The sequence below is a fragment of the Exiguobacterium sp. s141 genome (assembly GCF_018618085.1).
Lineage (GTDB): Bacteria > Bacillota > Bacilli > Exiguobacteriales > Exiguobacteriaceae > Exiguobacterium > Exiguobacterium mexicanum_A.
In genome coordinates this window covers 621109-643307 of sequence record NZ_JACSLJ010000001.1, presented here as the reverse complement: position 1 = coordinate 643307, position 22199 = coordinate 621109, and the positions used below count along the sequence as shown (strand labels likewise).

General features: G+C 53.4%; 22 protein-coding genes and 1 tRNA gene. 21 read left to right on the top strand and 2 right to left on the bottom strand.

The annotated features are described in order from the left end of the window. The first annotated feature begins 202 nt into the window (after positions 1 to 202). The 9 genes from KNP74_RS03285 to KNP74_RS03245 all read left to right on the top strand — a co-directional run bounded on the left by KNP74_RS03285 (position 203) and on the right by KNP74_RS03245 (position 7867). Entirely contained in the window at positions 203 to 1675 is a 1473-nt protein-coding gene (locus KNP74_RS03285; protein ID WP_251130067.1) for a tetratricopeptide repeat protein, read from the top strand. A gap of 68 nt (positions 1676 to 1743) precedes the next feature. Beyond that, positions 1744 to 2697, top strand: coding sequence for a thioredoxin-disulfide reductase (trxB, locus tag KNP74_RS03280; protein WP_029595052.1), 954 nt, complete (start codon positions 1744 to 1746; stop codon positions 2695 to 2697). Positions 2698 to 2822: 125 nt separating this feature from the next. Further along, on the top strand, positions 2823 to 3695 hold the full coding sequence (gene rapZ / locus KNP74_RS03275) for an RNase adapter RapZ (RefSeq protein ID WP_029595053.1): 873 nt from the start codon (positions 2823 to 2825) through the stop codon (positions 3693 to 3695). Between the two features lies 1 nt (position 3696). Beyond that, positions 3697 to 4692 carry a gluconeogenesis factor YvcK family protein gene (locus KNP74_RS03270; protein ID WP_034778537.1) on the top strand — a complete coding sequence of 332 codons (996 nt, stop codon included), beginning with the start codon at positions 3697 to 3699 and terminating at the stop codon, positions 4690 to 4692. A 31-nt stretch (positions 4693 to 4723) separates the two neighbouring features. Then, on the top strand, positions 4724 to 5677 hold the full coding sequence (whiA, locus tag KNP74_RS03265) for a DNA-binding protein WhiA (RefSeq protein ID WP_034778536.1): 954 nt from the start codon (positions 4724 to 4726) through the stop codon (positions 5675 to 5677). An 86-nt stretch (positions 5678 to 5763) separates the two neighbouring features. Then, positions 5764 to 6000 carry a hypothetical protein gene (locus KNP74_RS03260; protein WP_021065439.1) on the top strand — a complete coding sequence of 79 codons (237 nt, stop codon included), beginning with the start codon at positions 5764 to 5766 and terminating at the stop codon, positions 5998 to 6000. 95 nt (positions 6001 to 6095) lie between these two features. Then, positions 6096 to 6611, top strand: coding sequence for a DUF2179 domain-containing protein (locus KNP74_RS03255; RefSeq protein WP_021065440.1), 516 nt, complete (start codon positions 6096 to 6098; stop codon positions 6609 to 6611). A gap of 62 nt (positions 6612 to 6673) precedes the next feature. Continuing rightward, positions 6674 to 7114: a hypothetical protein gene (locus KNP74_RS03250; RefSeq protein ID WP_214763326.1), complete on the top strand. Its 441-nt coding sequence runs from the start codon at positions 6674 to 6676 to the stop codon at positions 7112 to 7114. Between the two features lie 57 nt (positions 7115 to 7171). Beyond that, positions 7172 to 7867 (top strand): MerR family transcriptional regulator, encoded by a 696-nt coding sequence (locus KNP74_RS03245; RefSeq protein ID WP_138859071.1) that lies wholly within the window; start codon positions 7172 to 7174, stop codon positions 7865 to 7867. A gap of 41 nt (positions 7868 to 7908) precedes the next feature. Here KNP74_RS03245 and clpP read toward each other — a convergent pair whose 3' ends face one another. Together clpP and KNP74_RS03235 are read right to left on the bottom strand one after the other, a co-directional pair. Beyond that, positions 7909 to 8484 carry an ATP-dependent Clp endopeptidase proteolytic subunit ClpP gene (clpP, locus tag KNP74_RS03240; protein WP_138859072.1) on the bottom strand — a complete coding sequence of 192 codons (576 nt, stop codon included), beginning with the start codon at positions 8482 to 8484 and terminating at the stop codon, positions 7909 to 7911. 151 nt (positions 8485 to 8635) lie between these two features. After that, positions 8636 to 8708: transfer RNA gene (locus KNP74_RS03235), tRNA-Arg, on the bottom strand. A gap of 123 nt (positions 8709 to 8831) precedes the next feature. Here KNP74_RS03235 and KNP74_RS03230 point away from each other — a divergent pair. The 12 genes from KNP74_RS03230 (at position 8832) to KNP74_RS03175 (ending at position 22176) form a co-directional block, all read left to right on the top strand. After that, positions 8832 to 9989 carry an RNA polymerase factor sigma-54 gene (locus tag KNP74_RS03230; RefSeq protein WP_214763325.1) on the top strand — a complete coding sequence of 386 codons (1158 nt, stop codon included), beginning with the start codon at positions 8832 to 8834 and terminating at the stop codon, positions 9987 to 9989. A gap of 1 nt (position 9990) precedes the next feature. After that, positions 9991 to 10248 carry a glutaredoxin family protein gene (locus KNP74_RS03225; RefSeq protein ID WP_214763324.1) on the top strand — a complete coding sequence of 86 codons (258 nt, stop codon included), beginning with the start codon at positions 9991 to 9993 and terminating at the stop codon, positions 10246 to 10248. A 112-nt stretch (positions 10249 to 10360) separates the two neighbouring features. Further along, positions 10361 to 11386, top strand: coding sequence for a sugar-binding transcriptional regulator (locus KNP74_RS03220; protein ID WP_034780023.1), 1026 nt, complete (start codon positions 10361 to 10363; stop codon positions 11384 to 11386). A gap of 59 nt (positions 11387 to 11445) precedes the next feature. Continuing rightward, positions 11446 to 12453, top strand: coding sequence for a type I glyceraldehyde-3-phosphate dehydrogenase (gene gap, locus KNP74_RS03215; protein WP_138859074.1), 1008 nt, complete (start codon positions 11446 to 11448; stop codon positions 12451 to 12453). Between the two features lie 98 nt (positions 12454 to 12551). Further along, positions 12552 to 13736 (top strand): phosphoglycerate kinase, encoded by a 1185-nt coding sequence (locus KNP74_RS03210; RefSeq protein WP_034778527.1) that lies wholly within the window; start codon positions 12552 to 12554, stop codon positions 13734 to 13736. Between the two features lie 18 nt (positions 13737 to 13754). Next, the gene (gene tpiA, locus KNP74_RS03205; protein WP_034778525.1) at positions 13755 to 14507 is read left to right on the top strand and encodes a triose-phosphate isomerase; all 753 of its coding nucleotides are present in this window, start codon (positions 13755 to 13757) and stop codon (positions 14505 to 14507) included. Next, on the top strand, positions 14508 to 16046 hold the full coding sequence (gene gpmI, locus KNP74_RS03200; RefSeq protein ID WP_214763323.1) for a 2,3-bisphosphoglycerate-independent phosphoglycerate mutase: 1539 nt from the start codon (positions 14508 to 14510) through the stop codon (positions 16044 to 16046). A 37-nt stretch (positions 16047 to 16083) separates the two neighbouring features. Then, positions 16084 to 17376 (top strand): phosphopyruvate hydratase, encoded by a 1293-nt coding sequence (eno, locus tag KNP74_RS03195; RefSeq protein WP_114166805.1) that lies wholly within the window; start codon positions 16084 to 16086, stop codon positions 17374 to 17376. Between the two features lie 298 nt (positions 17377 to 17674). Continuing rightward, positions 17675 to 18472: an aminoglycoside phosphotransferase family protein gene (locus KNP74_RS03190; protein WP_214752931.1), complete on the top strand. Its 798-nt coding sequence runs from the start codon at positions 17675 to 17677 to the stop codon at positions 18470 to 18472. Positions 18473 to 18727: 255 nt separating this feature from the next. Continuing rightward, positions 18728 to 19609, top strand: a complete 882-nt coding sequence (gene galU / locus KNP74_RS03185; protein ID WP_214752933.1) for a UTP--glucose-1-phosphate uridylyltransferase GalU — start codon at positions 18728 to 18730, stop codon at positions 19607 to 19609. A 21-nt stretch (positions 19610 to 19630) separates the two neighbouring features. After that, positions 19631 to 20839, top strand: a complete 1209-nt coding sequence (locus KNP74_RS03180; protein ID WP_251130089.1) for a glycosyltransferase family 4 protein — start codon at positions 19631 to 19633, stop codon at positions 20837 to 20839. Continuing rightward, positions 20836 to 22176, top strand: a complete 1341-nt coding sequence (locus tag KNP74_RS03175) for a glycosyltransferase (protein WP_214763321.1) — start codon at positions 20836 to 20838, stop codon at positions 22174 to 22176. Before KNP74_RS03180 ends, KNP74_RS03175 begins: the two co-directional genes overlap by 4 nt. The last annotated feature ends 23 nt before the right edge of the window (positions 22177 to 22199 follow it).

The following is a 22199-nucleotide window of genomic DNA, read 5'->3' as shown; positions in this document are numbered from 1 at the left end:
TTTTTTGTGTCTATGGGCGCTGACATGAAACCTCCATATTTTTGTCGAAAAGCATTTGAACGACCTAGCAAAATATATTCATTATAGAAGGAATATAGTCCCGATTTTTTTTAAGTTTTTCAGTTGCTCTCGTTGTTTGAGTGAGGTATTCTTAACCCTGCAACTAAAAATAGATTTAGAGATGATGTGGAGGATTTAGAATATGGAAGCGAACTATGAAGCAGTAATGACGCTACCCGAACCAGAATCTCCGCTCGCCGCGGAGCTCCACTACTATAGAGGTCGTCGTGCGTTACGTGAAGGTCGCCTAGATGAAGCGACTTTTTTCATGGCTGAAGCCACTGCCGCTGCAGCGCACCGCGTCGACTATCACAAACAGTACGCTGAACTGTTATTTGAAGTAGGGGAGATCTATCACGCCAATGACGTGTGGAAACGGGTGCTAGAACTCGATGAGACGTCAACCGAGGCCTTGTATCACCTTGCGAGCAATTGCGCTTATATCTCTTTATATGAAGAAGCAGCGATGTATGCGAAACGTTACCTCGAAGTCGAGGCACACGGGCGCTATGCGGACTCGGTCCAATCGCTATTAGAACTGATCGAACTCGAGCAAGAACTCGAGGACGAAGATGAAGACGAGTTGATCACGTGGCACACCGAGGCCCAGCAGCATATCGACAAAGGCCGCTTGTTCGCCGCCAAGTCGACGCTCGAACGGTTAATCGACCGCTATCCGCGCTTTTGGCCGGCGTTCAACAACTTGGCCATCGTCAATTTTTATCTCGGCAACGATGAAGCGGCGTTCGAGACGCTCGAGTACGTGCTCGATGAAAACCCGGGCAACTTGCATGCGATTTTGAACACGATTTTGTTGTTGCATGAGGCCGGACAATCGGAAGCGGCGCTCCAATTGTCGGTCCCGCTGACACGGGTCCGTCCGCTCCAGTTCGATTTACGCTACAAACTCGCCACGACGCTCGCGCTCGTCGGTCAATATGACCGCGCGTACGAAGAACTTCGCCTGTTGAAGGAACGCGGATTCCGTGGGGATTCACTGTTCGGGCATTGGCTCAGCGTATCCGCCTACAAGACCGGGCGTCTTGAAGAAGCGGCTACCTATTTGAACAGTGACGAGTTGAAACGATTCGAAGAGAAGAGCCCGTACGACATCCGCGACAATCTCGAGTTCCGTTCGGCGCTCGTTCAAGGATTGCGCCAAGAAGAAGACGCGGCTCGAATCGAGATTATCCGAATCATCTCGAAGCTCGCCGACGACGAGGCGTTCGAAGCGCTCGCATTGACGAGCGGCATCACCGACAACGAGACGGTGATCGCGTTCGCCGAGAAGTGCCGCGCCGAGATTTGCCAGGCCCCGTTCACAGGCGACGTCCGCATCGCTCGGGCGTATGACGCGCTCCTGCTCGCCGAGACGGAAGTGTCGGAAGCGGAACAGATGAGCCTCGACGGCGACTTTTATGAACGGTTCGCGCTCTTGCTGCTCGCCGGTGCATCATTCGAGGACACAACGGCATCGGCCGCTGCCCTCGTCTGGATGTTCTATGCGAAACGGGACGCTCTCGTCCTCGACGACTGTGCCGACGCGTTCGGTATCGATGTCGCGACGCTCACGGAGACGATTCGTTCGTTCAAACAGACACTCGAACAAGCATAAAGATAGACGATACCTCCCTAGGTTTCTTATACTGAAGTCAATCAATTTCATGCAGAGGTGGAATCATTATGACAGAAGAAAAAATCTATGACGTCATTATCATCGGGGCCGGCCCAGCCGGGATGACGGCGGCACTCTACGCGTCGCGTGCCAACTTATCGACACTTATGATCGAACGCGGCATCCCTGGTGGACAGATGGCGAACACGGAAGATATCGAAAACTATCCGGGCTATGACAGCATCCTTGGCCCAGACTTGTCTCAAAAAATGTTCGACCACTCGAAAGCGTTCGGTGCGGAGTACGCCTATGGCGACGTCCAAAGCATCTCGGACGAGACAGAGTATAAAGTCGTCCACGCCCACAACCGCGACTATAAAGCGCGGGCGATCATTCTCGCCTCAGGCGCACAATACAAGAAAATCGGTGTCCCGGGCGAAGAAGAGCTCGGCGGCCGCGGTGTCTCGTACTGTGCGGTCTGTGACGGAGCGTTCTTCAAAGGCAAGAACTTGTTCGTCATCGGTGGCGGTGACTCGGCAGTCGAAGAAGGCGTGTTCTTGACGCGCTTCGCTGACAAAGTCACGATCGTCCACCGTCGCGACGAGCTTCGCGCGCAAAAGATTCTTCAAAAACGGGCGTTCGACAACCCGAAAATCGACTTCATCTGGAACCACACGCTCAAAGAGATCGTGGAAGCGGATGGTAAAGTCGGTGGGGCACGTCTCGTCAGCACGGTCGATGGGACCGAGTCGGACCACGAAATCGACGGTGTGTTCATCTATATTGGTATGAACCCGATCACTGGTTTCGTCAAAGACCTCGGGATCACGAACGAGCAAGGCTATATCGTCACGAACGAAGCGATGGAGACGAAGATCCCAGGGATTTTCGCAGCCGGCGACGTACGCGACAAGACGCTCCGTCAAGTCGTCACCGCGACGAACGACGGATCGATTGCCGCTCAAAACGCGCAACACTATATCGAGGGGCTCCTCGAGGCGTTGCACGAACAAAACGCGTGACATGAGGCAGAAGGGATTGCGGGCGACCGCAATCCCTTCTCTTTTTTTCGGACGTTCGTTATACTAAGGACAGAAGAGAGCTGCACACACGGCTCGGTTGTCAATTTTAAGGGGGCGTCAGTGACATGGAAGACTTTAAAGGATTAGAAGAATTGATCATCATCAGCGGGATGAGCGGGGCCGGGAAATCGGTCGCAATGAATAGTTTTGAGGATCTCGGCTATTTTTGCGTCGATAACTTGCCGCCGGTGCTCTTGCCGCAATTGATTGATGTCATCAGCTCGGTCCGGCCGAAGATCGCCGTCGCGATCGACACACGGACGCGCGACTTCATCGACAGCCTGTTCATCGTCATCGACGACTTGGAACAGAAGAACGTGCACCCGCATTTGTTGTATCTCGACACACGGGACGAAGTGCTCGTGCGCCGCTACAAGGAGACGCGCCGGTCGCATCCGCTCGCCCCGGAAGACGCGCCGCTCGTCGGAATCGGGATGGAGCGCTCGTTGCTCGAAGGGTTCCGTGACCGGGCCCATACGCTCTACGATACGAGCGACTTGAAGCCGCAGATGCTCAAAGACCGCATCTTGCTCCAGTTCAACGAGGAACGGATCCCGTTCACGGTCAACTTCATGTCGTTCGGGTTCAAACACGGCGTCCCGCTCGACATCGACCTGTTGTTCGACGTCCGCTTCATCACGAACCCGTTCTATATCCCGGAACTCCGTCCGCTCACCGGGCAGACGGAAGAAGTCCAGAATTACGTCATGTCGCACCCCGAGGCGCGGGCGTTCTATAAAAAACTGATCGACATGCTCGAATTCCTGTTGCCGCAGTACAAGCGCGAAGGGAAGACGCAAGTCGTCGTCGCCTTCGGCTGTACGGGCGGGAAGCACCGTTCGATCACGTTCGCCGAGAAAGTGTCGGCCCATTTCGCCGAACGCTATAACGTCAAAACCGTCCATCGCGATCTCGCGCATGCGACGAAGGAGAAATAAGATGAGACGCGATAGAAAAGTGGTGGCCATCGGTGGAGGGACGGGCCTCTCGACGCTCGTCCGGGGCTTGAAGCATTATCCGCTCGACATCACGGCCATCGTCACGGTCGGGGACGACGGGGGCAGCTCGGGGCGCCTCCGTGACGAGTTCCATATGTTACCGCCGGGCGACATCCGGAACGTCATCCTCGCCTTGTCCGAGGTCGAGCCACTCATGGACAAGATTTTGCAATATCGGTTCGACAGCGGTTACGGGCTCGAAGGGCACTCGCTCGGCAACCTCATGTTGACGGCGGCGACGCATATCTGCGAAGGCTCGTTCGTCAAGGCGGTCGACGTCTTGTCGCAGCTGTTGAACGCCCAAGGCAAGGTGCTCCCGGTGACGGAGACACTCATGACGCTCGCCGCCGAGTTCGAGGACGGGACGATCGTCAAAGGTGAATCAAAGATCCCGCTCGTCGAGAAACAAATCAAGCGCCTGTTCTTGCTCGAGGAAGGTATCAAGCCGGCGGCTGGTGTCGTCGAGGCGATCGAGGACGCCGATCTGATCGTGCTCGGTCCAGGGAGCTTGTATACAAGCATCATCCCGAACCTCTTGATTCCAGAAGTGCGTGACGCCATCGTCCGCTCCAAGAAACCGGTCGTTTACATCTGCAACGTCATGACGCAGCCCGGTGAGACGAAAGGGTACGACGCGATGAAACATTTGAAATCGATCGAGGCGTATCTCGGCAAGTCGACGGTCGACACGATCGTCGTCAACAACGAGCCAATCGAGGACATCTATTTAGAGCGTTACCTCGAGGACGGCTCGGAAGAAGTCCGCTTCGATCGGAAGAAGCTTCGAAATTACGGCACGAACGTGCTCGCGGGGGACATCGTCGACTATAACCGTGACTATATCCGCCACGACTCGGACGCCATCGCAGGACTCGTCATGCAACGTGTCCTGCGCATCAAGAAACCACGCTCGTTCCAAGAACTTGAGCTGAAATAAGTTGTGATTGAACAGAAAGGAGGGGACCGGCATGAGCTTTGCCTCTGACGTCAAAAAAGAATTGACGCAACTCGTCGTGACCGATGCCGAGGCGAAAGCGGAACTATCCGCGCTCGTCCGGATGAACGGCGTCATCTCGCTCGCTTTAGGGCGAGGGATGACGCTCGACGTCTCGACTGAGAACGCCGCCATCGCACGTCGAATCTATTCCCTCATGAAACGGCTGTACGACCATCATCTCGATTTGTTCGTACGGAAGAAAATGCGGTTGAAGAAGAACAACGTCTATATCGTCCGGGTCGCCCAGCGTGCCGAGACGATGCTTCGAGACCTTGAAATCCTCGGGGAGAACTACGAGATGATCCGCACACTCAACTCGGACATGACACGTGACGAGAACCTCGCCCGTGCCTATTTACGCGGGTCGTTCCTTGCCGGCGGGTCAATCAACCATCCGAAGACGTCGTCGTATCACCTCGAGGTGTACAGCCTGTACGAGAACCATAATCAGGCGCTCCGTGACCTCGCCAACCGCTTCGGCTTGAACGCGAAAACGCTCGAGCGGAAGAAAGGGCACATCCTCTATATCAAAGAGAGTGAAAAGATCTCGGACTTCCTGAAACTCATCGGGGCGACGCGCGGCATGCTCGACTTCGAGGACGCGCGTATCATCAAAGACATGCGCAACTCGGTCAACCGGCTCGTCAACTGTGAGACGGCGAACTTGAACAAGACTGTCGGGGCGGCGCTCCGCCAAGTCGAGAACATCAAGTTCCTCGAGCGCACGGTCGGGCTTGAAATCTTACCGGTCAAACTCCGGGAAATCGCCGAGCTCCGGGTCACCCATCAAGACGTCTCGCTCCAAGAACTCGGCGAGATGCTCGAGACGGGACCGATCTCGAAATCGGGGATCAACCATCGGCTCCGCAAGATCGACCAGATCGCGGACAAGGTGCGAAACGGTGAAGAAATCAGCTCATCGTGACCCCGGTTGCACCAAAACCATTCTTCCTATATAATTAGCAATTGTGTATAGGACTTAGAAATGTAACTTAAAGGAGCTTCATGATTATGTCGAATGCAAAGAAAAGAATCTCGCTCACGATCGACGCTGATTTAGACCAGGTCATCACGGAGCGTGCGAAACAAATCGGGATCCCGAAAAGCGCCCTCGTCACGTTCGCGACAAGCCTCTTCCTCAACCAATTGCGCGCGGAAGAAGTATTGTCAGGTGACACGAACGCCATCTATCAGGTCATCCGCAAAGATTATGAACTGCTCACGAGCGTGGATAACTTAGACAAATAATTGCGAAAGGCTGACTGCGGTCAGCCTTTTTTGGTTGCATCCGGCCTTAAAATTTGGAATAGTGGTTATATTGAATTCGAATGGAGGTCGATCCTATGGGGCAAATCTTGCTCATCCTAGTATTACAACTCGTCTACGTACCGGTGCTGACGCTTCGGACCATCATGCTCGTCAAAGGAAAAACGATGATTGCGGGGCTGTTCGGGACGCTTGAGACGCTAATCTATATCTTCGCGCTCGGGATCGTGTTCCAAGATTTGACGACGCTCGGCATGATCGTCTATGCGGTCGGATTCGGGCTCGGGATTCTCGTCGGCGGTTACGTCGAGCGTAAGCTTGCCATCGGCTACAACATGATCCAAGTCCACACACAAGAGTTCCCGGCCGAGCTCATCCAAAAGATGCGCGACAGCGGTTATGGTGTGACGCACTACCAAGGTCAGGGACGTGACGGCATCCGATATCGTCTCGACGTCTTGGCGGCACGGACACGGATGAAAGATTTGCGGCAAATGGTCGAGGAGTATGAGCCGAAGGCGTTCCTCGTCGCATTCGATCCGATCGACTTTAAAGGCGGCTATATGATGAAAGGGCTCCGACGCCCGAAATGAACGGGACGACTCACGGAAGTGGGTCGTTTTTTCGTGGAACGGGGAATACAAGAACAAAGGAGATGAGCGAGTTGAGACGAAAAGGGTTATGGATCGTCGTGGTTGGGTTGATTCTCGTCGGCGGCGCGCTGTTCGCCACCTCGTTTTGGAAGTCGGAGTCCTCGATCAAACCGCCGCTCCCGACAGTCCGGATCGGATCGGTGACGGCCGAAGTGAAACAGTCGACGTTCTGCTGGTCCAATGGGGGCGAGGCGGTATGTGAAGACCACGGGTTGCCGGAAGCGGACGACCTGCAGCTCGTGCCCGTCGAGCCGGGTGCCGAGATTGATGTCGAGTTCCATGCCGAGCCGTCGAACGTCTCATTCCATCAAATCATCGACGGGGAGCTCGTACGGTCTGAACCCGTCGTGCCCGACGCACCGGGCGTCTATTTGTTCGAGACGGGCGGGGAGTGGCCGCGTGGGGACAGCCGCTATGTGTTCGGGGTCGAGGTCGAGGAATAAAAGAGTTGACCTGTCCGCTACGGGCGGCTTTATGATCAACGAGAAGGGGGGACGCCAATGATTCAAATCGGAAAAGTGGTCCATCTAACGGGGTTGTCCACTAAAGCAATCAAATGGTATGAAGCGAAAGGACTCGTCCGACCGACTCGTTTAGATAATCAGTATCGGTTATACGGGATGGAAGAAATAAGACGCCTGAACGAAATCAAGTTACTACGCCAAATGGGTATCTCGCTCGAACAAATTCAGACGGCAAAAAGTGTGAGCGAGGTACTCGACAGCAGACTTGATGAGGTTCAACGCGAAATCGAGGCGTTGCGACAAGTCGAGCAACAAATCAAATGGATGCAAACAGGGGGAGATTCAATGAAAGTACGTTATGAGATGTGGGACCGACCGAAAATCGTAAACGGTTATGTATCCGAACTCACCACAATCCCATTCGTTTGGGAAAAACTGCAACCAGAGCTGACGACAGACGAATCATATGGCGTCTGTTTGGCGAAAGAAGAAGCTTATCTAGCAGGGATGACTGATCCTGTCATAGGAGAAGAGGGAAGACAGGTTGAACTGTCGGCAGGACGTTACCTTGTCGCCACGGTCGAAGGCGGAATCCCGGCCATCCCCACGACGTATAATCAACTTCTAGCGTTGCCGGATGTAACGTTGCGGGATGCACTCGATTTTGAGCGCTACATTCATGGGCAAGACGGAGCTGACGATTTGATTGAAATTTGGTTACCTGTCCAATAAAAAGAAGCGCCTTTCCCGGATTTGGGAAAGGCGCTTTTGGATTAACGAGTCATGACCTTGTCGATGAGACCGTAGTCTTTCGCTTGTTCAGCTGACATGAAGTAGTCGCGCTCTGTGTCGCGCTCGATGACTTCAAGCGGCTGGCCTGTGTTGTCGGCCATGATTTGGTTCAATTTCTCGCGCATTTTGATGATGCGTTCAGCATGGATCTTGATGTCCGATGCTTGACCTTGCGTACCGCCGAGCGGTTGGTGAATCATGATCTCCGCGTTTGGAAGCGCGAAGCGTTTGCCTTTTTCACCGGCTTGGAGCAAGAAGGCACCCATCGATGCGGCCATTCCGATACAAATCGTCGACACGTTCGGTTTGATGAAGTTCATCGTGTCATAAATCGCCATTCCGGAAGTGATCGAACCACCCGGGCTGTTGATGTAAAGTGAGATGTCCTTATCTGGGTCCTCGGCTGCAAGGAAGAGGAGCTGGGCAACGATCGAGTTGGCGACGTTGTCGTCGATCGCACTTCCGAGCAAGATGATGCGGTCCTTGAGCAAGCGTGAGTAAATATCGTACGCGCGTTCCCCGCGACCTGTTTGTTCGATAACTGTTGGAATTAACATTGAATCTGCCTCCTTTATGTAGGTTGTAAACATATCATACCGCTATAGTCAATGTTGGTCAAACGATAGTCATCGTTTTTGACCTATTCCACGGTTTGACGATTCTAAAACGACAAAAGAGGCCAGGCATCTGCCTGACCTCTTTCTTTGATACACCCGGAGAGATTCGAACTCCCGACACCTGGCACCGGAAACCAGTGCTCTATCCCCTGAGCTACGGGTGCATGTTCTCTGACACGATTTATTATACATTTGTTTTTTTAAAAAAGCAATCCTGTTCGTCTCACTTTTTTTTGAGCGCGTTTTCCCGCCTTTCGCTACAATAGGAAACGAGAGGGGTGTGACCGATGCAACGCCAAGAACAACAGCAACTTCAAAAGCAACAGCAAAAGCAACAGCTGACCCAGGACATGGTCAGGCGTCTGCCGGTTCTCGAAGCAGACCGGACCGCGATCGCTTTTCAGCTTGGCCGTTTGTCAAAGCGGAACCCGAACATCGCCATCGGCAGCGGCGCGGTCGAATGGGTGGAGGACACGGCGAGCGGATTCGAGTCGCGTCTGTTCGAACAGATCGAGGAAGGAAGTGGGAACGAGGCCCAACGTATGCTTCAAAAGCGGCTCGTCCTCGCGCTAGACCATCGTGGCCTCTTGCCTGATAGTGACTTCGTGCTCGCCCATCGATTCGAGGTCGATGTGGCGGACATTGAGGCGGCACGCCAGGCACTCTTGTTTTTAGAACCGACGGGGATCGGGGCGAAGAATGAGCGGGACTGCCAATACCGGCATGCGATTGAACATGACGACCCGCTCGTCTTGGACGTATTCGAGGCGCTCGACGCGAACGTTGATGACATCCCGGGGCGACTCGACATCTCGGTGGCCGAGTTCGACCGGGTGACCCGTATCGTGGCGACGTTACCAAAAACACCAATATTATATGAAGGAACCGAGCATATCATCCCGGAACTCGAAGTCGTCCGGCGTGACGATGAGCTTGTGACGACATGGTTCAGCCCAACGCTCGATGCGACTCGGATCGGGGACGACCGCGAGGCAAAGTGGTGGCACGAGACGCTCGAGATGCGGAACGCGACGCTTCATTCGGTATGGACGGTCATCGCGGAACGTCAGGCGGACTGGCTCGACGGCAAGCTCGTCTTGCATCCGTTGACGCGGAAAGAAGTCGCCGAGCGGATCGGCAAGCACGAGTCGACCGTCGGACGGGCCATCCAAGGAAAGTATGTGGCGACCGAAGGCGGGGTCATGGCGTGGCGCCACTTTTTCGTCAGGTCCACGGAGCACGGGCAATCGCCGTTCATGGTGAAGAAGGCGCTCGCCGAACTGATTCAACAAGAGACGTCACCTTTGAGTGACGCCGCGCTCATGCGAGAGTTGGCCCGGCTCGGTTATACGGTGACACGACGGACCGTGGCGAACTATCGGGAGGCGCTCGGTTTTGGGAACTCGCGGGAGCGGGAACGACAACTATGGAAAGGAGGGGACTGACATGGTCCTGACGTTATACCAGCGTGCCAACTGTTCGCTCTGCGAGGAGGCGCTCGTCATGCTCGAATGGCTCATGGAAGACTATCCGTTCGAACTTGAACAGATCGACATCACGGGCAACGAAGAACTCGAGGCGAAGTACTTGTTTGAAATCCCCGTCGTCTTACACGAGGGGCGCGTCATTAGTCAAGGGCGATACGATGACAGTAAAGTTGAAGATTTTGTTAAGTATACGCTTACATCGAAAAAAAACGTTTGAAGGGGTTGCAAGACGGAAAGGTCATTGATAAGATGAAGTCGTAGCGGTGGGACGCAAATATAAAAGTGGGACAAAAGTTGTCCATGCTTTAGGTCGAGGGGGAATGAGTATGATCCAGCAGCTGATTCAAGTTCAGAAGCAAATCGTTCCCGACATGCTCGATACGCTCCGACATCGTTACGACATCTTACATTACGTCCGGTTGATGCAGCCAATCGGCCGCCGGACACTCGCCACAAGCCTCGGGCTGACGGAACGAATACTAAGACGAGAAGTCGACTTTTTGAAAGACCAAGGTCTATTGATGGTCGCTACTCAAGGTATTTCCCTTACGGAATCGGGCCGAAACGTTCTCCGGGACTTGCACGAGGTCATGGGAGAGATCCTAGGCATCTCGGAAGTCGCACGAGAACTCGAGCGAAAACTAGGCGTTCGCCAAGTCGTCATCGTACCGGGTGATTCCGACGAGACGTTCTGGGTCCAGCGAGATATCGGTCGGGCCGCCGTCACGCAGCTGAAAGCGCGACTGGCACCTGACGACAATATCATCGCGGTTACAGGCGGGACGACGATGGCATCGGTTGCGGCCATGATGTCGCCCGATAAAAAAGAACGGCCGATGCATTTCGTGCCGGCACGCGGCGGACTCGGAGAGACGCTTGAGTTACAGGCGAACACCGTCTGTTCTCGAATGGCCGACCGGGCCCATGCCGACTATCATTTACTCCACATTCCGGACGAGGTTTCGCAAGAGACGTTCGAGCGGATGGTGGAGGAACCTAGCATAAAAAATGTCCTGGAAATGATTAGAGCGGCGCGAATTGTGGTACATGGAATTGGTGAGGCGGAAACGATGGCGAAACGCCGTCACGCGTCACCAGAGCATTTGCGGATGATCGAACGGCATGATGCCGTCGCCGAGGCTTTCGGATATTACTTCAACGCCGAAGGTGAAATCGTTCATCGGGTCAAGACGGTCGGGATCCAATTAGAGGAGCTCGACGACATGGACACCGTCATCGCGGTCGCCGGAGGAAAATCGAAGGCACAAGCGATTGCCGCATATGCGAAACATACGCCGAACATCATCCTCGTCACAGACGAAGGTGCGGCGACAGAATTATTAAATCGTTATTAAAGAGTTGACCCCCGTTGGCTCTTCAATAAATAGCTTCTACCCTAAGGAGGAAATTAACTATGGCAGTAAAAGTTGGTATTAACGGATTTGGACGTATTGGTCGTTTGGCATTCCGCGAGATCATCAAAAACGAAGGAATCGAAGTTGTTGCAATCAACGACTTGACTGACACGAAGATGCTCGCTCACCTTCTCAAGTATGACACGACACAAGGTCGTTTCGACGGAGAAGTAGAAGTACACGACGATCACTTCCTCGTAAACGGCGAGAAAGTCGTTACACTTGCTAACCGCAACCCAGAAGAACTTCCATGGGGCGAGCTCGGTGTTGACATCGTTCTCGAATGTACTGGTTTCTTCACAGCAAAAGAAAAAGCGGAGCTTCACTTGAAAGCTGGCGCGAAAAAAGTTGTGATCTCGGCTCCGGCTACAGGTGACATGAAGACTGTTGTTTACAACACAAACCACGACATCCTTGATGGTACTGAGACAGTAATCTCTGGTGCTTCTTGTACGACAAACTGCTTGGCGCCAATGGCGAAAGTTCTCCAAGACCAGTTCGGAATCGTTGAAGGTCTCATGACAACAATCCACGCTTACACAGGCGACCAAAACACGCTTGACGCTCCACACCCGAAAGGCGACTTCCGTCGTGCACGTGCGGCAGCAGCAAACATCGTACCGAACACAACTGGTGCGGCTAAAGCGATCGGCCTCGTTATCCCAGAACTTCAAGGTAAACTTGACGGTGCGGCACAACGTGTACCAGTTGCTACAGGTTCACTCACAGAGCTCGTAACAGTTCTTGAGAAAACTGTATCTGTTGACGAAATCAACGCAGCAATGAAAAAAGCAGCGAACGAGTCATTCGGTTACACTGAAGACGAAATCGTATCTTCTGACATCGTCGGAATCACTTACGGTTCACTCTTCGATGCGACACAAACTAAAGTAATGACAGTTGGCGACAAGCAACTCGTTAAGACAGTTTCTTGGTACGATAACGAAATGTCTTACACTGCACAATTGGTTCGCACACTCAAGCACTTCGCTGAAATCGCGAAGTAAGTTCGTGAACTAAATAGAATCAAATAGGAGCGGAAACAAGAGATTGTTCTCCGCTCTATTTATGAAATTGACACGCACGACATATGGAGGCGAAGGTTATGAACAAACAGTCTATTCGTGACATCGATGTAAAAGGGAAACGCGTCTTTTGCCGCGTTGACTTCAACGTTCCACTCAAAGATCGCGTCATTCAAGATGAAACGCGGATCCAAGCGGCTCTTCCGACGATCAAACACTTGATTGACGGCGGCGCGAAAGTCATTTTGGCGAGCCACCTCGGCCGTCCAAAAGGCGAAAAGAACCTCGAGTACTCACTCGCACCGGTCGCTAAACGTCTCGCTGAACTTCTCGGCAAAGATGTACCCCTCGTTGAAGAGGCGTACGGTCCAGTCGCAGAAGAAGCCGTTTCAAAACTTGGTGAAGGTGACGTCGTCGTTCTCGAGAACGTCCGTTTCTACCCTGGTGAAACGAAAAACGATCCAGAACTCGCGAAAGGTTTCGCGGCACTCGCTGATATCTTCGTCAACGACGCGTTCGGTGCGGCTCACCGTGCCCACGCTTCAACAGAAGGTATCGCGCAAAACGTGGACCACGCGGTGGCTGGTTTCTTGATGGAGAAAGAACTTGAAGTCCTCGGGAAGGCACTCTCGAATCCAGACCGTCCGTTCACGGCGATTATCGGCGGATCGAAAGTTGCTGACAAGATTGGGGTCATCGACCACCTTCTTGACATCGTTGACACACTCATCATCGGTGGCGGTCTCTCGTACACGTTCTCGAAAGCACTCGGGCACGAAGTCGGAACGTCACTCCTTGAAGAAGACAAGCTCGACCTCGCTCGTCAGTTCATGAAAAAAGCAGAAGACAAAGGCGTGAAGTTCTTGATGCCGGTCGACTGTGTCATTGCGAAAGAATTCGGCGAAGAGACATACGTCGGACCAGTCGATATCGACTCGATCCCTGCGGATCACATGGGTCTTGATATCGGACCGAAGACAGTCGAAATTTACGCGGAAGCGATTCGCGAATCGAAACTTGTCGTTTGGAACGGACCGATGGGCGTATTCGAACTCGATAAGTACGCTAACGGAACGAAAGGTGTCGCTCAAGCACTCGCAGACAGCGACGCATACTCAATCATCGGTGGTGGTGACTCAGCCGCGGCAGCAGCCAAGTTTGGCCTTGCTGACCAAATGAGCCACATCTCGACTGGTGGCGGCGCTTCACTCGAATTCATGGAAGGCAAGAAACTTCCAGGCGTCGAAGCGTTGAACGACAAGTAAAATAGAGGAGGGTTATCGATGCGTAAACCGATTATTGCAGGTAACTGGAAAATGAACAAAACACTCTCGGAAGCTGTCGCTTTCGTAGAGGAAGTTAAAAATAACATCCCGTCAACGGACAAAGTTGACGCGGCGATTGGTGCACCAGCACTTTTCCTCGCACCGATGGTCGAAGCAGCGAAGGGGTCAAACCTTAAGCTCGGTGCTCAAAACATGTACGACAAAGACAGCGGGGCATACACAGGCGAAATCAGCCCGGCCATGGTCGCTGACCTCGGCGTGACATACGTCATCCTTGGACACTCAGAGCGTCGCGAATACTTCGGCGAATCTGATGCGTTCATCAACAGCAAAACGAAAAAAGCGTTCGAACACGGTCTTACGCCAATCGTTTGTGTCGGTGAGACATTAGAAGAGCGCGAAGGCGACAAGTTCGAAGAAGTCATCAAGACGCAAGTCGAAGGTGGCCTCGCGGACCTCTCAGCTGACCAAGTCAAACAACTCGTCATCGCGTACGAGCCAGTTTGGGCGATCGGCACTGGTAAATCAGCGGACGAAGCAGATGCGCAAAGCTCATGCAAATATGTTCGTGACGTGGTAAAAGGTCTTTACGGTGAAGACGTGGCGGCTGCGGTTCGCATCCAATACGGCGGTTCTGTAAAACCTGAGAACATCAAGGAGTATATGGCGCAAGAAGACATCGACGGCGCGCTCGTCGGCGGTGCTTCACTTGAAGCTGCTTCGTTCCTCAAGTTGTTGGAGGCGATTTAAATGGCAAGACCAGTCGCCCTCATCATCTTGGATGGTTTTGGAATGCGGAACGAAACGTTCGGTAATGCGGTCGCTGCGGCGAACAAACCGAACTTCGACCGCTACTGGGAGCAGTATCCACATACGCTCCTCAACGCGAAAGGCGAGTACGTCGGCCTTCCGGAAGGTCAGATGGGGAACTCGGAAGTCGGTCACTTGAACATCGGTGCCGGCCGGGTCGTCTATCAGTCACTTTCACGCGTCAACAACGCCATCAAAGACCGTTCACTCTTCGACCGCCAAGCGATGAATCACTTGGCCGGACATGTGAAAAAGTATGATTCGAGCCTCCACATCATGGGCCTCGTCTCAGACGGTGGGATTCACTCTCACATCAACCACATGTACGCCATCGTCGAGTTCGCAAAACTTCATGGCATCGAAAAAGTATACATTCACGCTTTCACGGACGGCCGTGACTGTGATCCGAAATCAGGCGCTGGCTTCCTCGAACAGACGGAAGCGAAGCTCGCTGAACTCGGACTCGGTCAAGTCGCTAGCGTGTCTGGACGCTACTATGCCATGGACCGCGATAACCGTTGGGAACGCGTCGAGAAAGTATACGACGTGCTCGTCAACGCGAAAGGCGAAGTCGGCACGAGTGCGGTCGACGTGCTTAAACAGTCGTACGCAGACGGCTTGACGGATGAATTCGTCTTACCGACGGTCATCGAGAAAGATGGACAACCGGTCGCGACGATCAAAGATAACGACGCGATCATGTTCTTCAACTTCCGTCCGGACCGGGCCATCGAGCTCGCGAAAGTGTTCAAAGAGAAGACCGGCTTCAAAGGCTTCGAACTTTCGAACACACATCCAGAGAACATCTTGCTCGTCTCGATGACGAAATTCTCGGATGAAATCGACACGGACATCGTCTTCCCACCAGAAGATTTGAAAAACACGCTCGGTGAGACTCTCGCCGCGCAAGGGTACAAACAGCTCCGCGCTGCGGAAACTGAGAAATACCCGCACGTCACGTTCTTCTTGAACGGACAACAAGAAACACCGTTCGAAGGTGAAGATCGTTTCCTCGTACCGTCACCGAAAGTGGCGACGTACGACTTGAAGCCGGAAATGAGCGCATACGAGCTCACGGAAGGTCTTCTCGAACGCATCGAATCGGACACGTATGACGCGTATATCATCAACTACGCGAACCCGGACATGGTCGGCCATTCCGGTATGCTCGAACCGACGAAGAAAGCTGTCGAAGTCGTCGACGAATGCCTCGGTAAAGTAGTGGACGCACTCATTGCTAAAGGCGGCGCGGCGATCATCACGGCGGACCACGGGAACGCTGACCTTGTCACGAACCCGGACGGCTCACCGATGACGGCCCACACGACGGAACCAGTACCATGTATCGTCACGAAAGAAGGGGTGGAACTGAAACCAGTTCTAGAAGGCGCTTTATGCGACCTCGCCCCGACGCTCCTTCACCTGCTTGGTGGAGAGCAACCGGCAGAAATGACCGGCACATCAATCGTCACGAAGTAACTCAAAAAACTTTCCAAAGAAAAGGGAGCGAATCAATATGTCAATGATTACAGAAATTTACGCACGCGAAATTTTGGATTCACGTGGTAACCCATCAGTAGAAGTAGAAGTCTTCACAGAAGACGGTGGTTTCGGCCGTGCCCTCGTCCCATCAGGCGCATCAACTGGTGAGCACGAAGCAGTTGAACTCCGTGATGGCGACAAGTCACGCTACCTTGGTAAAGGTGTACTCAAAGCCGTTGCGAACGTAAACGACACAATCGCACCTGAACTCATCGGCTACGATGTTTTCGACCAAAATGCAATCGACGCTAAAATGATCGAACTTGATGGCACACCAAACAAAGCGAAGCTCGGCGCAAACGCAATCCTTGGTGTCTCAATGGCAGCAGCTCACGCAGCAGCTGATGAGCTCGGTCTTCCACTTTACACGTACCTCGGTGGATTCAACGCGAAGACACTTCCAACACCAATGATGAACATCATCAACGGTGGCTCGCACGCGGACAACAACGTTGACTTCCAAGAGTTTATGATCATGCCTGTTGGTGCGCCAACGTTCCGTGAAGCGCTCCGTATGGGTGCTGAAGTATTCCACGCCCTCAAATCAGTTCTTTCTGGTATGGGTCTTAACACAGCAGTCGGTGACGAAGGTGGTTTCGCACCAAACCTTAAGTCAAACGAAGAAGCGATCACTGTTATCCTTGAAGCGATCGAAAAAGCTGGTTACAAACCAGGTGAAGACGTCTACCTCGCAATGGACGTTGCATCTTCTGAGTTCTATGACAAGTCGACTGGCAAGTACGAACTCGCTGGCGAAGGCAAATCACTTACAACTGCAGAACTCGTAGACTTCTACGCAGAACTCGTTGACAAGTACCCAATCCTCTCAATCGAAGATGGTTGCGATGAAAACGACTGGGATGGCCACAAATTGCTTACTGAGAAAATCGGTAACAAAGTTCAACTCGTTGGGGATGACCTCTTCGTAACGAACACAGCGAAATTGGCTGAAGGAATCGAAAAAGGTATCGCGAACTCGATCCTCATCAAAGTTAACCAAATCGGTACGCTCACAGAAACATTTGACGCGATCGAAATGGCTAAAAAAGCTGGTTACACAGCAGTTGTCTCACACCGTTCTGGTGAAACAGAAGACGCAACAATCGCGGACATCGCGGTTGCAACAAACGCTGGTCAAATCAAAACTGGTTCACTCTCGCGTACAGACCGTATTGCGAAGTACAACCAACTTCTCCGCATCGAAGACATGCTCGGCGATGTAGCGAAATACGACGGGATCAAGTCGTTCTACAACCTCAAAAAATAATTGATTGTTTTCAGGTCCGCCTCGTGCGGGCCTGTTTTTTTGTGGTTTTGATTATCTTCATCAGACGGCAGGACGACTGAGTGATCGTCAACCCGTCTTGGCGGCACCGATGCTTTCTGCAGGCAATCCATGGAGCCTCCTCGCACTTCGTGCTTGCGGGGTCTCCGTTAGATTGCTTTCCTGCAAAAGTCACGGTGCCGCTTTGACGGGAGTGAAGACTCTGTGTCGAGCTTCCTCGTCATCGACACCCCCTGTTGCTGTATACTGAACGTGACTGATGAAGAGTAGGGGGGATTAGATGGACCGATCAAATGAGCAAGAGGAAAGATTGAGCGGCGGGAACGTATCGATCGTCTATAAAAAGGGGAATCACGTCTATCGGACGCAGAAAGAGGGGAGTGCGAATGTCCATCGCTTGTTAAAGCACTTAGAGGCGAAGGGGATATCGGGCGTGCCGCGATTTATCGGGGTGGATGAACAGGGCCGAGAGGTCTTGACGTACCTCGAAGGCGAGACGGCTGATTATCCGTTGAAAGCCTATATGTGGTCCGATGAGGCGATTCAGGATGCCGCTCGGCTGATGCGCCGGCTGCATGACGCGACGGCGGATGTCGCATGGCCATCGGACTGGCAACCGCTCGACGATACGCCAGAACCGTTTGACGTGATTTGCCACAACGACTTTGCCGTCTACAATACGATTTTCCATGATGGCAAAATGGAAGGGGTCATCGACTTTGATTTGGCGGCACCTGGACCACGTGCCTGGGATATCGTCTACGCGCTCTATACGTTCGTTCCGCTCAGCCGGCGTCATCAAGCCGAGTCGGGAGAGGTCGTCCACTATGAGGCGGAGCGCGATGATGTGAGATACAAACGACGAGTCGCGCTCTTCTTAGAAGCGTACGGCTGGGAAGGTTCGACATCGGAGTTGTTGGACATGCTGCTATTGCGGATTGAGGCGCTCTATCGGTTAATCGAACGAAACGCCTCAGAAGGGGACGTCGCTTTCCAAACGATGATGGATGAAGGGCACCACACGCATTATCAAGAAGAATATCGTTTTATCGAGGCGAACGGCAAGAAATGGTTTTGAGAAAGGATGGCAGACGAGGGCTTGCCGACCGTTCATTCCGGGAATAGACTAGTGTAGGTGAAAGGAGGCGTTCGTCATGATGATTAGCGGTTTTCTCCTTCTTCTCATTGCGCTCGGTGTCGGTGGTTACTTCCTGTACAAGTATATGGAAGACCGGAAATGGTCGTGACGTGCGTCACGGCCGTTTTTTTTGAGTGCGTGAACGCTTGAAAATTGGGTATAATCAGATACAGACTACAAAAAGGAGAGACGTCCATGACACGCGTACGGAAAGCCATCATCCCGGCCGCCGGGCTCGGTACCCGCTTCTTGCCGGCAACGAAGGCGATGCCAAAAGAGATGCTCCCGATCGTCAACAAACCGACGATTCAATTCATCGTGGAAGAAGCCGTCGCTTCCGGCATCGAGGACATCATTATCGTGACTGGGAAGAACAAGCGCGCCATCGAGGACCATTTCGACCGAGCCATCGAGCTTGAACAGAACCTCGAGTCAAAAGGCAAGACCGAGCTCCTCGAGTCGGTGCGCCACTCGTCGAACCTCGCCAACATCCACTACATACGGCAACAGGAACCAAAAGGGCTCGGCCACGCGATTTGGTGTGCCCGGAAGTTCATCGGCGACGAACCGTTCGCGGTCCTGCTCGGGGACGATATCATCGAGGCGGACGTGCCGGCGACGAAGCAATTGATCGACCAGTACGAGCAGTATGAGCGCTCGATCATCGGGGTGCAACGCGTCCCGTATGAAATGACGAATCGATATGGTATAATTGACCCGCTTGCCGTCGAAGGAAAGCTCATCCCGGTCCGGACGTTCGTTGAGAAACCGGCCGTCGGTGAAGCCCCATCGAACCTCGCCATCCTCGGCCGTTACATTTTGACGCCGGACGTCTTTGAGGCGTTGTCGGCGCAAGAAGTCGGGACGGGAGGCGAAATCCAATTGACGGACGCCATCGCCCGCTTGAACGAGGTGGAGACCGTCTTCGCCTATGAATTTGACGGGCGTCGCTATGACGTCGGGGAACCGATCGGCTTCATCGAAGCGACGATCGCCCACGCGCTGTGCGACCCAGATTTAAAAGCCAACGTCCGCACGCTCTTGAAGCGCTTCGTGGACGAACTCGAACAACAGTAAGGTGTGTTATTTTTGAAAACAATGTTAATGGTCTGTCAAAACTATTATCCGGAGATCGGCAGTGCCGGTAACCGGATGCAAAATATCACGCATCTCATGAAGGAACGCGGATACGAAGTGGAGGTCATCACGGCCGCCCCATCGTATCCGAACTTCAACTTGTATAAAGACGATCGCTTCTGGAACGACAAGGCGCTCAACAATCAGCCGTTCATCAAGCGGCTCATCACGAAGAAGCGCAAACATACGTCGAACATGGTGAGCCGGCTCGCTTTGTTTTTGGAACAGATGATCAAAGGCGTCGCCGCCGTCCAAAAGCTCGACTCGAAACCGGATGTCGTCTTTGCGACGACCCCGTCTTTTTTTATGGCGTTCGTCGGCGTGTATGCGAAACGCAAGTACGGCGTCCCGTTCATCTTGGACGTCCGTGACCTCTGGCCGGAGTCGGTGAAAGGCGTCGGCGTGTTCAAACACGACTGGATGCTCGCCCCGGCGTTCTGGTTCGAGAAGCGTCTTTACAAATCGGCCGATGAAATCATCATCAACTCGGAAGGGTTCCGCAGCTATCTTCGCCAGCGCGGCGTCGACAACGAGATGATCCACTACATGCCGAACTCGATTCGTGAGAGCGAGCGCAATCTCGAGCGGACCGTCCCCGAGGACGACCGGATGGAGATCCTGTACGCCGGGAACATGGGCCTCGCCCAAGACGTGTCACTCTTGCTCGAGCTCGCGGAGCGATTCCGTGACGAGCCGCGCGTGCATTTCAAGTTGATCGGCTACGGGTACCGGAAGAACGAATTGAAAGACATGATTAAAGCCCGCGGTTTCAAGAACTTCCTCTTCCTCGAGGCGATGCCTCGGACGGAGGCGTTCCAAGCCATCAAGAACGCGGACGTCGCGTTCGTCAGCTTGATCGAGCAAGAAGTGTTCGATACGGTCATCCCGGGCAAACTGATCGATTATATGGCGGTCGGCAAACCGATCGTCGCGGCGGTGTCAGGCCATGCGGCGAATGTCATCGAAGCGGCCGAGGTCGGTTACGTGTCACGGAAGCGTGACATCAACGAGATCGAGCTCATGCTCCGTAAATTGCTCGAACGTCCCGAGTTGCGCGAGAAGTACGGTGTGAACGGGATCCGTTATGTGAAAGAGAATCTGTGCTGGGAAAACAATATACACGTCCTCGAAGACGTGGTAGAAAAAGTAACGATGGAGGAAACACGATGAAGTCAGTATGTATGTTTGTATGGAACCATTTTACGAATGATGCGCGCGTCTTGCGCGAATGCTCGGCGCTCGCCGAAGCGGGCTATGAAGTCGATTTGATTGCGCTTCAAGACCCGAAAAATCCGTCGCTCCCGAAAGAAGAGATGCGTCCGGAAGGGTTCCGCGTCATTCGCGTCAAACGTCAGCCGTCGATTCTCGCCAATGGGATGAAGGCGCTCAAATCGGTCCGCACATGGGTCAGCGCGAAGAAGACACGCCAGCTCGGGGCTGGACTCGTCGGCGCGGGATTGTTCATCCTCGCACCATTGACGATGCTCGGACTCGGTGCGGCAGCAGGTGCGATTTTGTTCCCGCCGGTGCGTAAAAACATCGTCAATGCGAGCGCGATGCTTGAGATGGTGTTCACTTCGACGAAGAAGTCGTACGATTTCTATCACGCCAACGACTTGAACACGCTCCCGCAGGCGTTGATCGCCGGGAAAATCGTCAACAAAGGCAAAATTGTCTACGACTCGCATGAAGTCCAGACGGACCGGACCGGTTACGGCTATATCCAAAGTAACCTTGAAGGCTGGCTCTTGCCGTATGTCGATTCGATGATGGTCGAGAACCACACGCGCGCGGCGCACAACGAGGAGCTCTACGGCTTCTATCCGTACGTGCTCCACAACTATCCGTTCTATCGTCCGCTCGACTTCTCGCTCCGTAAAGACTTGCATGCGCTCCTCGACTTGCCGAAAGATGAGAAAATCCTCTTGTACCAAGGCGGCATTCAAGCCGGCCGCGGACTCGAGCAGCTCATCCTCGCGGTCAAGGACTTCAACGAAGGCACGCTCGTCATGATCGGGGACGGAAAACTCAAACCAGTCATCAAACGGATGATCGAGGACGAAGGCGTCAGCGACCGCGTCAAGATGATTGACAAAGTACCGGTCGAGGCGTTACCGTACTATACGATGAACGCGTATCTCGGTTTCCAAGTGTTGAACAACGTCTGCTTCAACCACTACTCGGCGTCATCGAACAAACTGTTCGAATATTTGATGGCCGAAGTACCGGTCGTCTCATGTGACTTCCCGGAAATCGAACGTGTCGTCGCCGGCAACGACGTCGGTGTCGTCGTCGATTCGCACGACCCACAATCGATCGCCGAAGGCGTCAACCGCCTGCTCGACGATCAAGCACTCTACGCCCGTGTCAAAGAGAACACGAAGACGGCGCGTGAGCAATATAACTGGGATTTGGAAAAAGAGGCACTCTTGAACGTCTACACGAACGTCGTGGACCGCAAGTTGCCGATTATGAAAGACGGTGCGCCAAAGCCAGTTCAACAGTAAGACTTAGACTGCGGCTTTGTGCC

Bases quoted from the DNA above. Each gene is read 5' to 3' on its own strand.
- KNP74_RS03285 (WP_251130067.1), top strand. From the start codon at position 203: ATGGAAGCGAACTATGAAGCAGTAATGACGCTACCCGAACCAGAATCT.
- trxB (WP_029595052.1), top strand. From the start codon at position 1,744: ATGACAGAAGAAAAAATCTATGACGTCATTATCATCGGGGCCGGCCCA.
- rapZ (WP_029595053.1), top strand. From the start codon at position 2,823: ATGGAAGACTTTAAAGGATTAGAAGAATTGATCATCATCAGCGGGATG.
- KNP74_RS03270 (WP_034778537.1), top strand. From the start codon at position 3,697: ATGAGACGCGATAGAAAAGTGGTGGCCATCGGTGGAGGGACGGGCCTC.
- whiA (WP_034778536.1), top strand. From the start codon at position 4,724: ATGAGCTTTGCCTCTGACGTCAAAAAAGAATTGACGCAACTCGTCGTG.
- KNP74_RS03260 (WP_021065439.1), top strand. From the start codon at position 5,764: ATGTCGAATGCAAAGAAAAGAATCTCGCTCACGATCGACGCTGATTTA.
- KNP74_RS03255 (WP_021065440.1), top strand. From the start codon at position 6,096: ATGGGGCAAATCTTGCTCATCCTAGTATTACAACTCGTCTACGTACCG.
- KNP74_RS03250 (WP_214763326.1), top strand. From the start codon at position 6,674: ATGAGCGAGTTGAGACGAAAAGGGTTATGGATCGTCGTGGTTGGGTTG.
- KNP74_RS03245 (WP_138859071.1), top strand. From the start codon at position 7,172: ATGATTCAAATCGGAAAAGTGGTCCATCTAACGGGGTTGTCCACTAAA.
- clpP (WP_138859072.1), bottom strand. From the start codon at position 8,484: ATGTTAATTCCAACAGTTATCGAACAAACAGGTCGCGGGGAACGCGCG.
- KNP74_RS03230 (WP_214763325.1), top strand. From the start codon at position 8,832: ATGCAACGCCAAGAACAACAGCAACTTCAAAAGCAACAGCAAAAGCAA.
- KNP74_RS03225 (WP_214763324.1), top strand. From the start codon at position 9,991: ATGGTCCTGACGTTATACCAGCGTGCCAACTGTTCGCTCTGCGAGGAG.
- gap (WP_138859074.1), top strand. From the start codon at position 11,446: ATGGCAGTAAAAGTTGGTATTAACGGATTTGGACGTATTGGTCGTTTG.
- KNP74_RS03210 (WP_034778527.1), top strand. From the start codon at position 12,552: ATGAACAAACAGTCTATTCGTGACATCGATGTAAAAGGGAAACGCGTC.
- tpiA (WP_034778525.1), top strand. From the start codon at position 13,755: ATGCGTAAACCGATTATTGCAGGTAACTGGAAAATGAACAAAACACTC.
- gpmI (WP_214763323.1), top strand. From the start codon at position 14,508: ATGGCAAGACCAGTCGCCCTCATCATCTTGGATGGTTTTGGAATGCGG.
- eno (WP_114166805.1), top strand. From the start codon at position 16,084: ATGTCAATGATTACAGAAATTTACGCACGCGAAATTTTGGATTCACGT.
- KNP74_RS03190 (WP_214752931.1), top strand. From the start codon at position 17,675: ATGGACCGATCAAATGAGCAAGAGGAAAGATTGAGCGGCGGGAACGTA.
- galU (WP_214752933.1), top strand. From the start codon at position 18,728: ATGACACGCGTACGGAAAGCCATCATCCCGGCCGCCGGGCTCGGTACC.
- KNP74_RS03180 (WP_251130089.1), top strand. From the start codon at position 19,631: ATGTTAATGGTCTGTCAAAACTATTATCCGGAGATCGGCAGTGCCGGT.
- KNP74_RS03175 (WP_214763321.1), top strand. From the start codon at position 20,836: ATGAAGTCAGTATGTATGTTTGTATGGAACCATTTTACGAATGATGCG.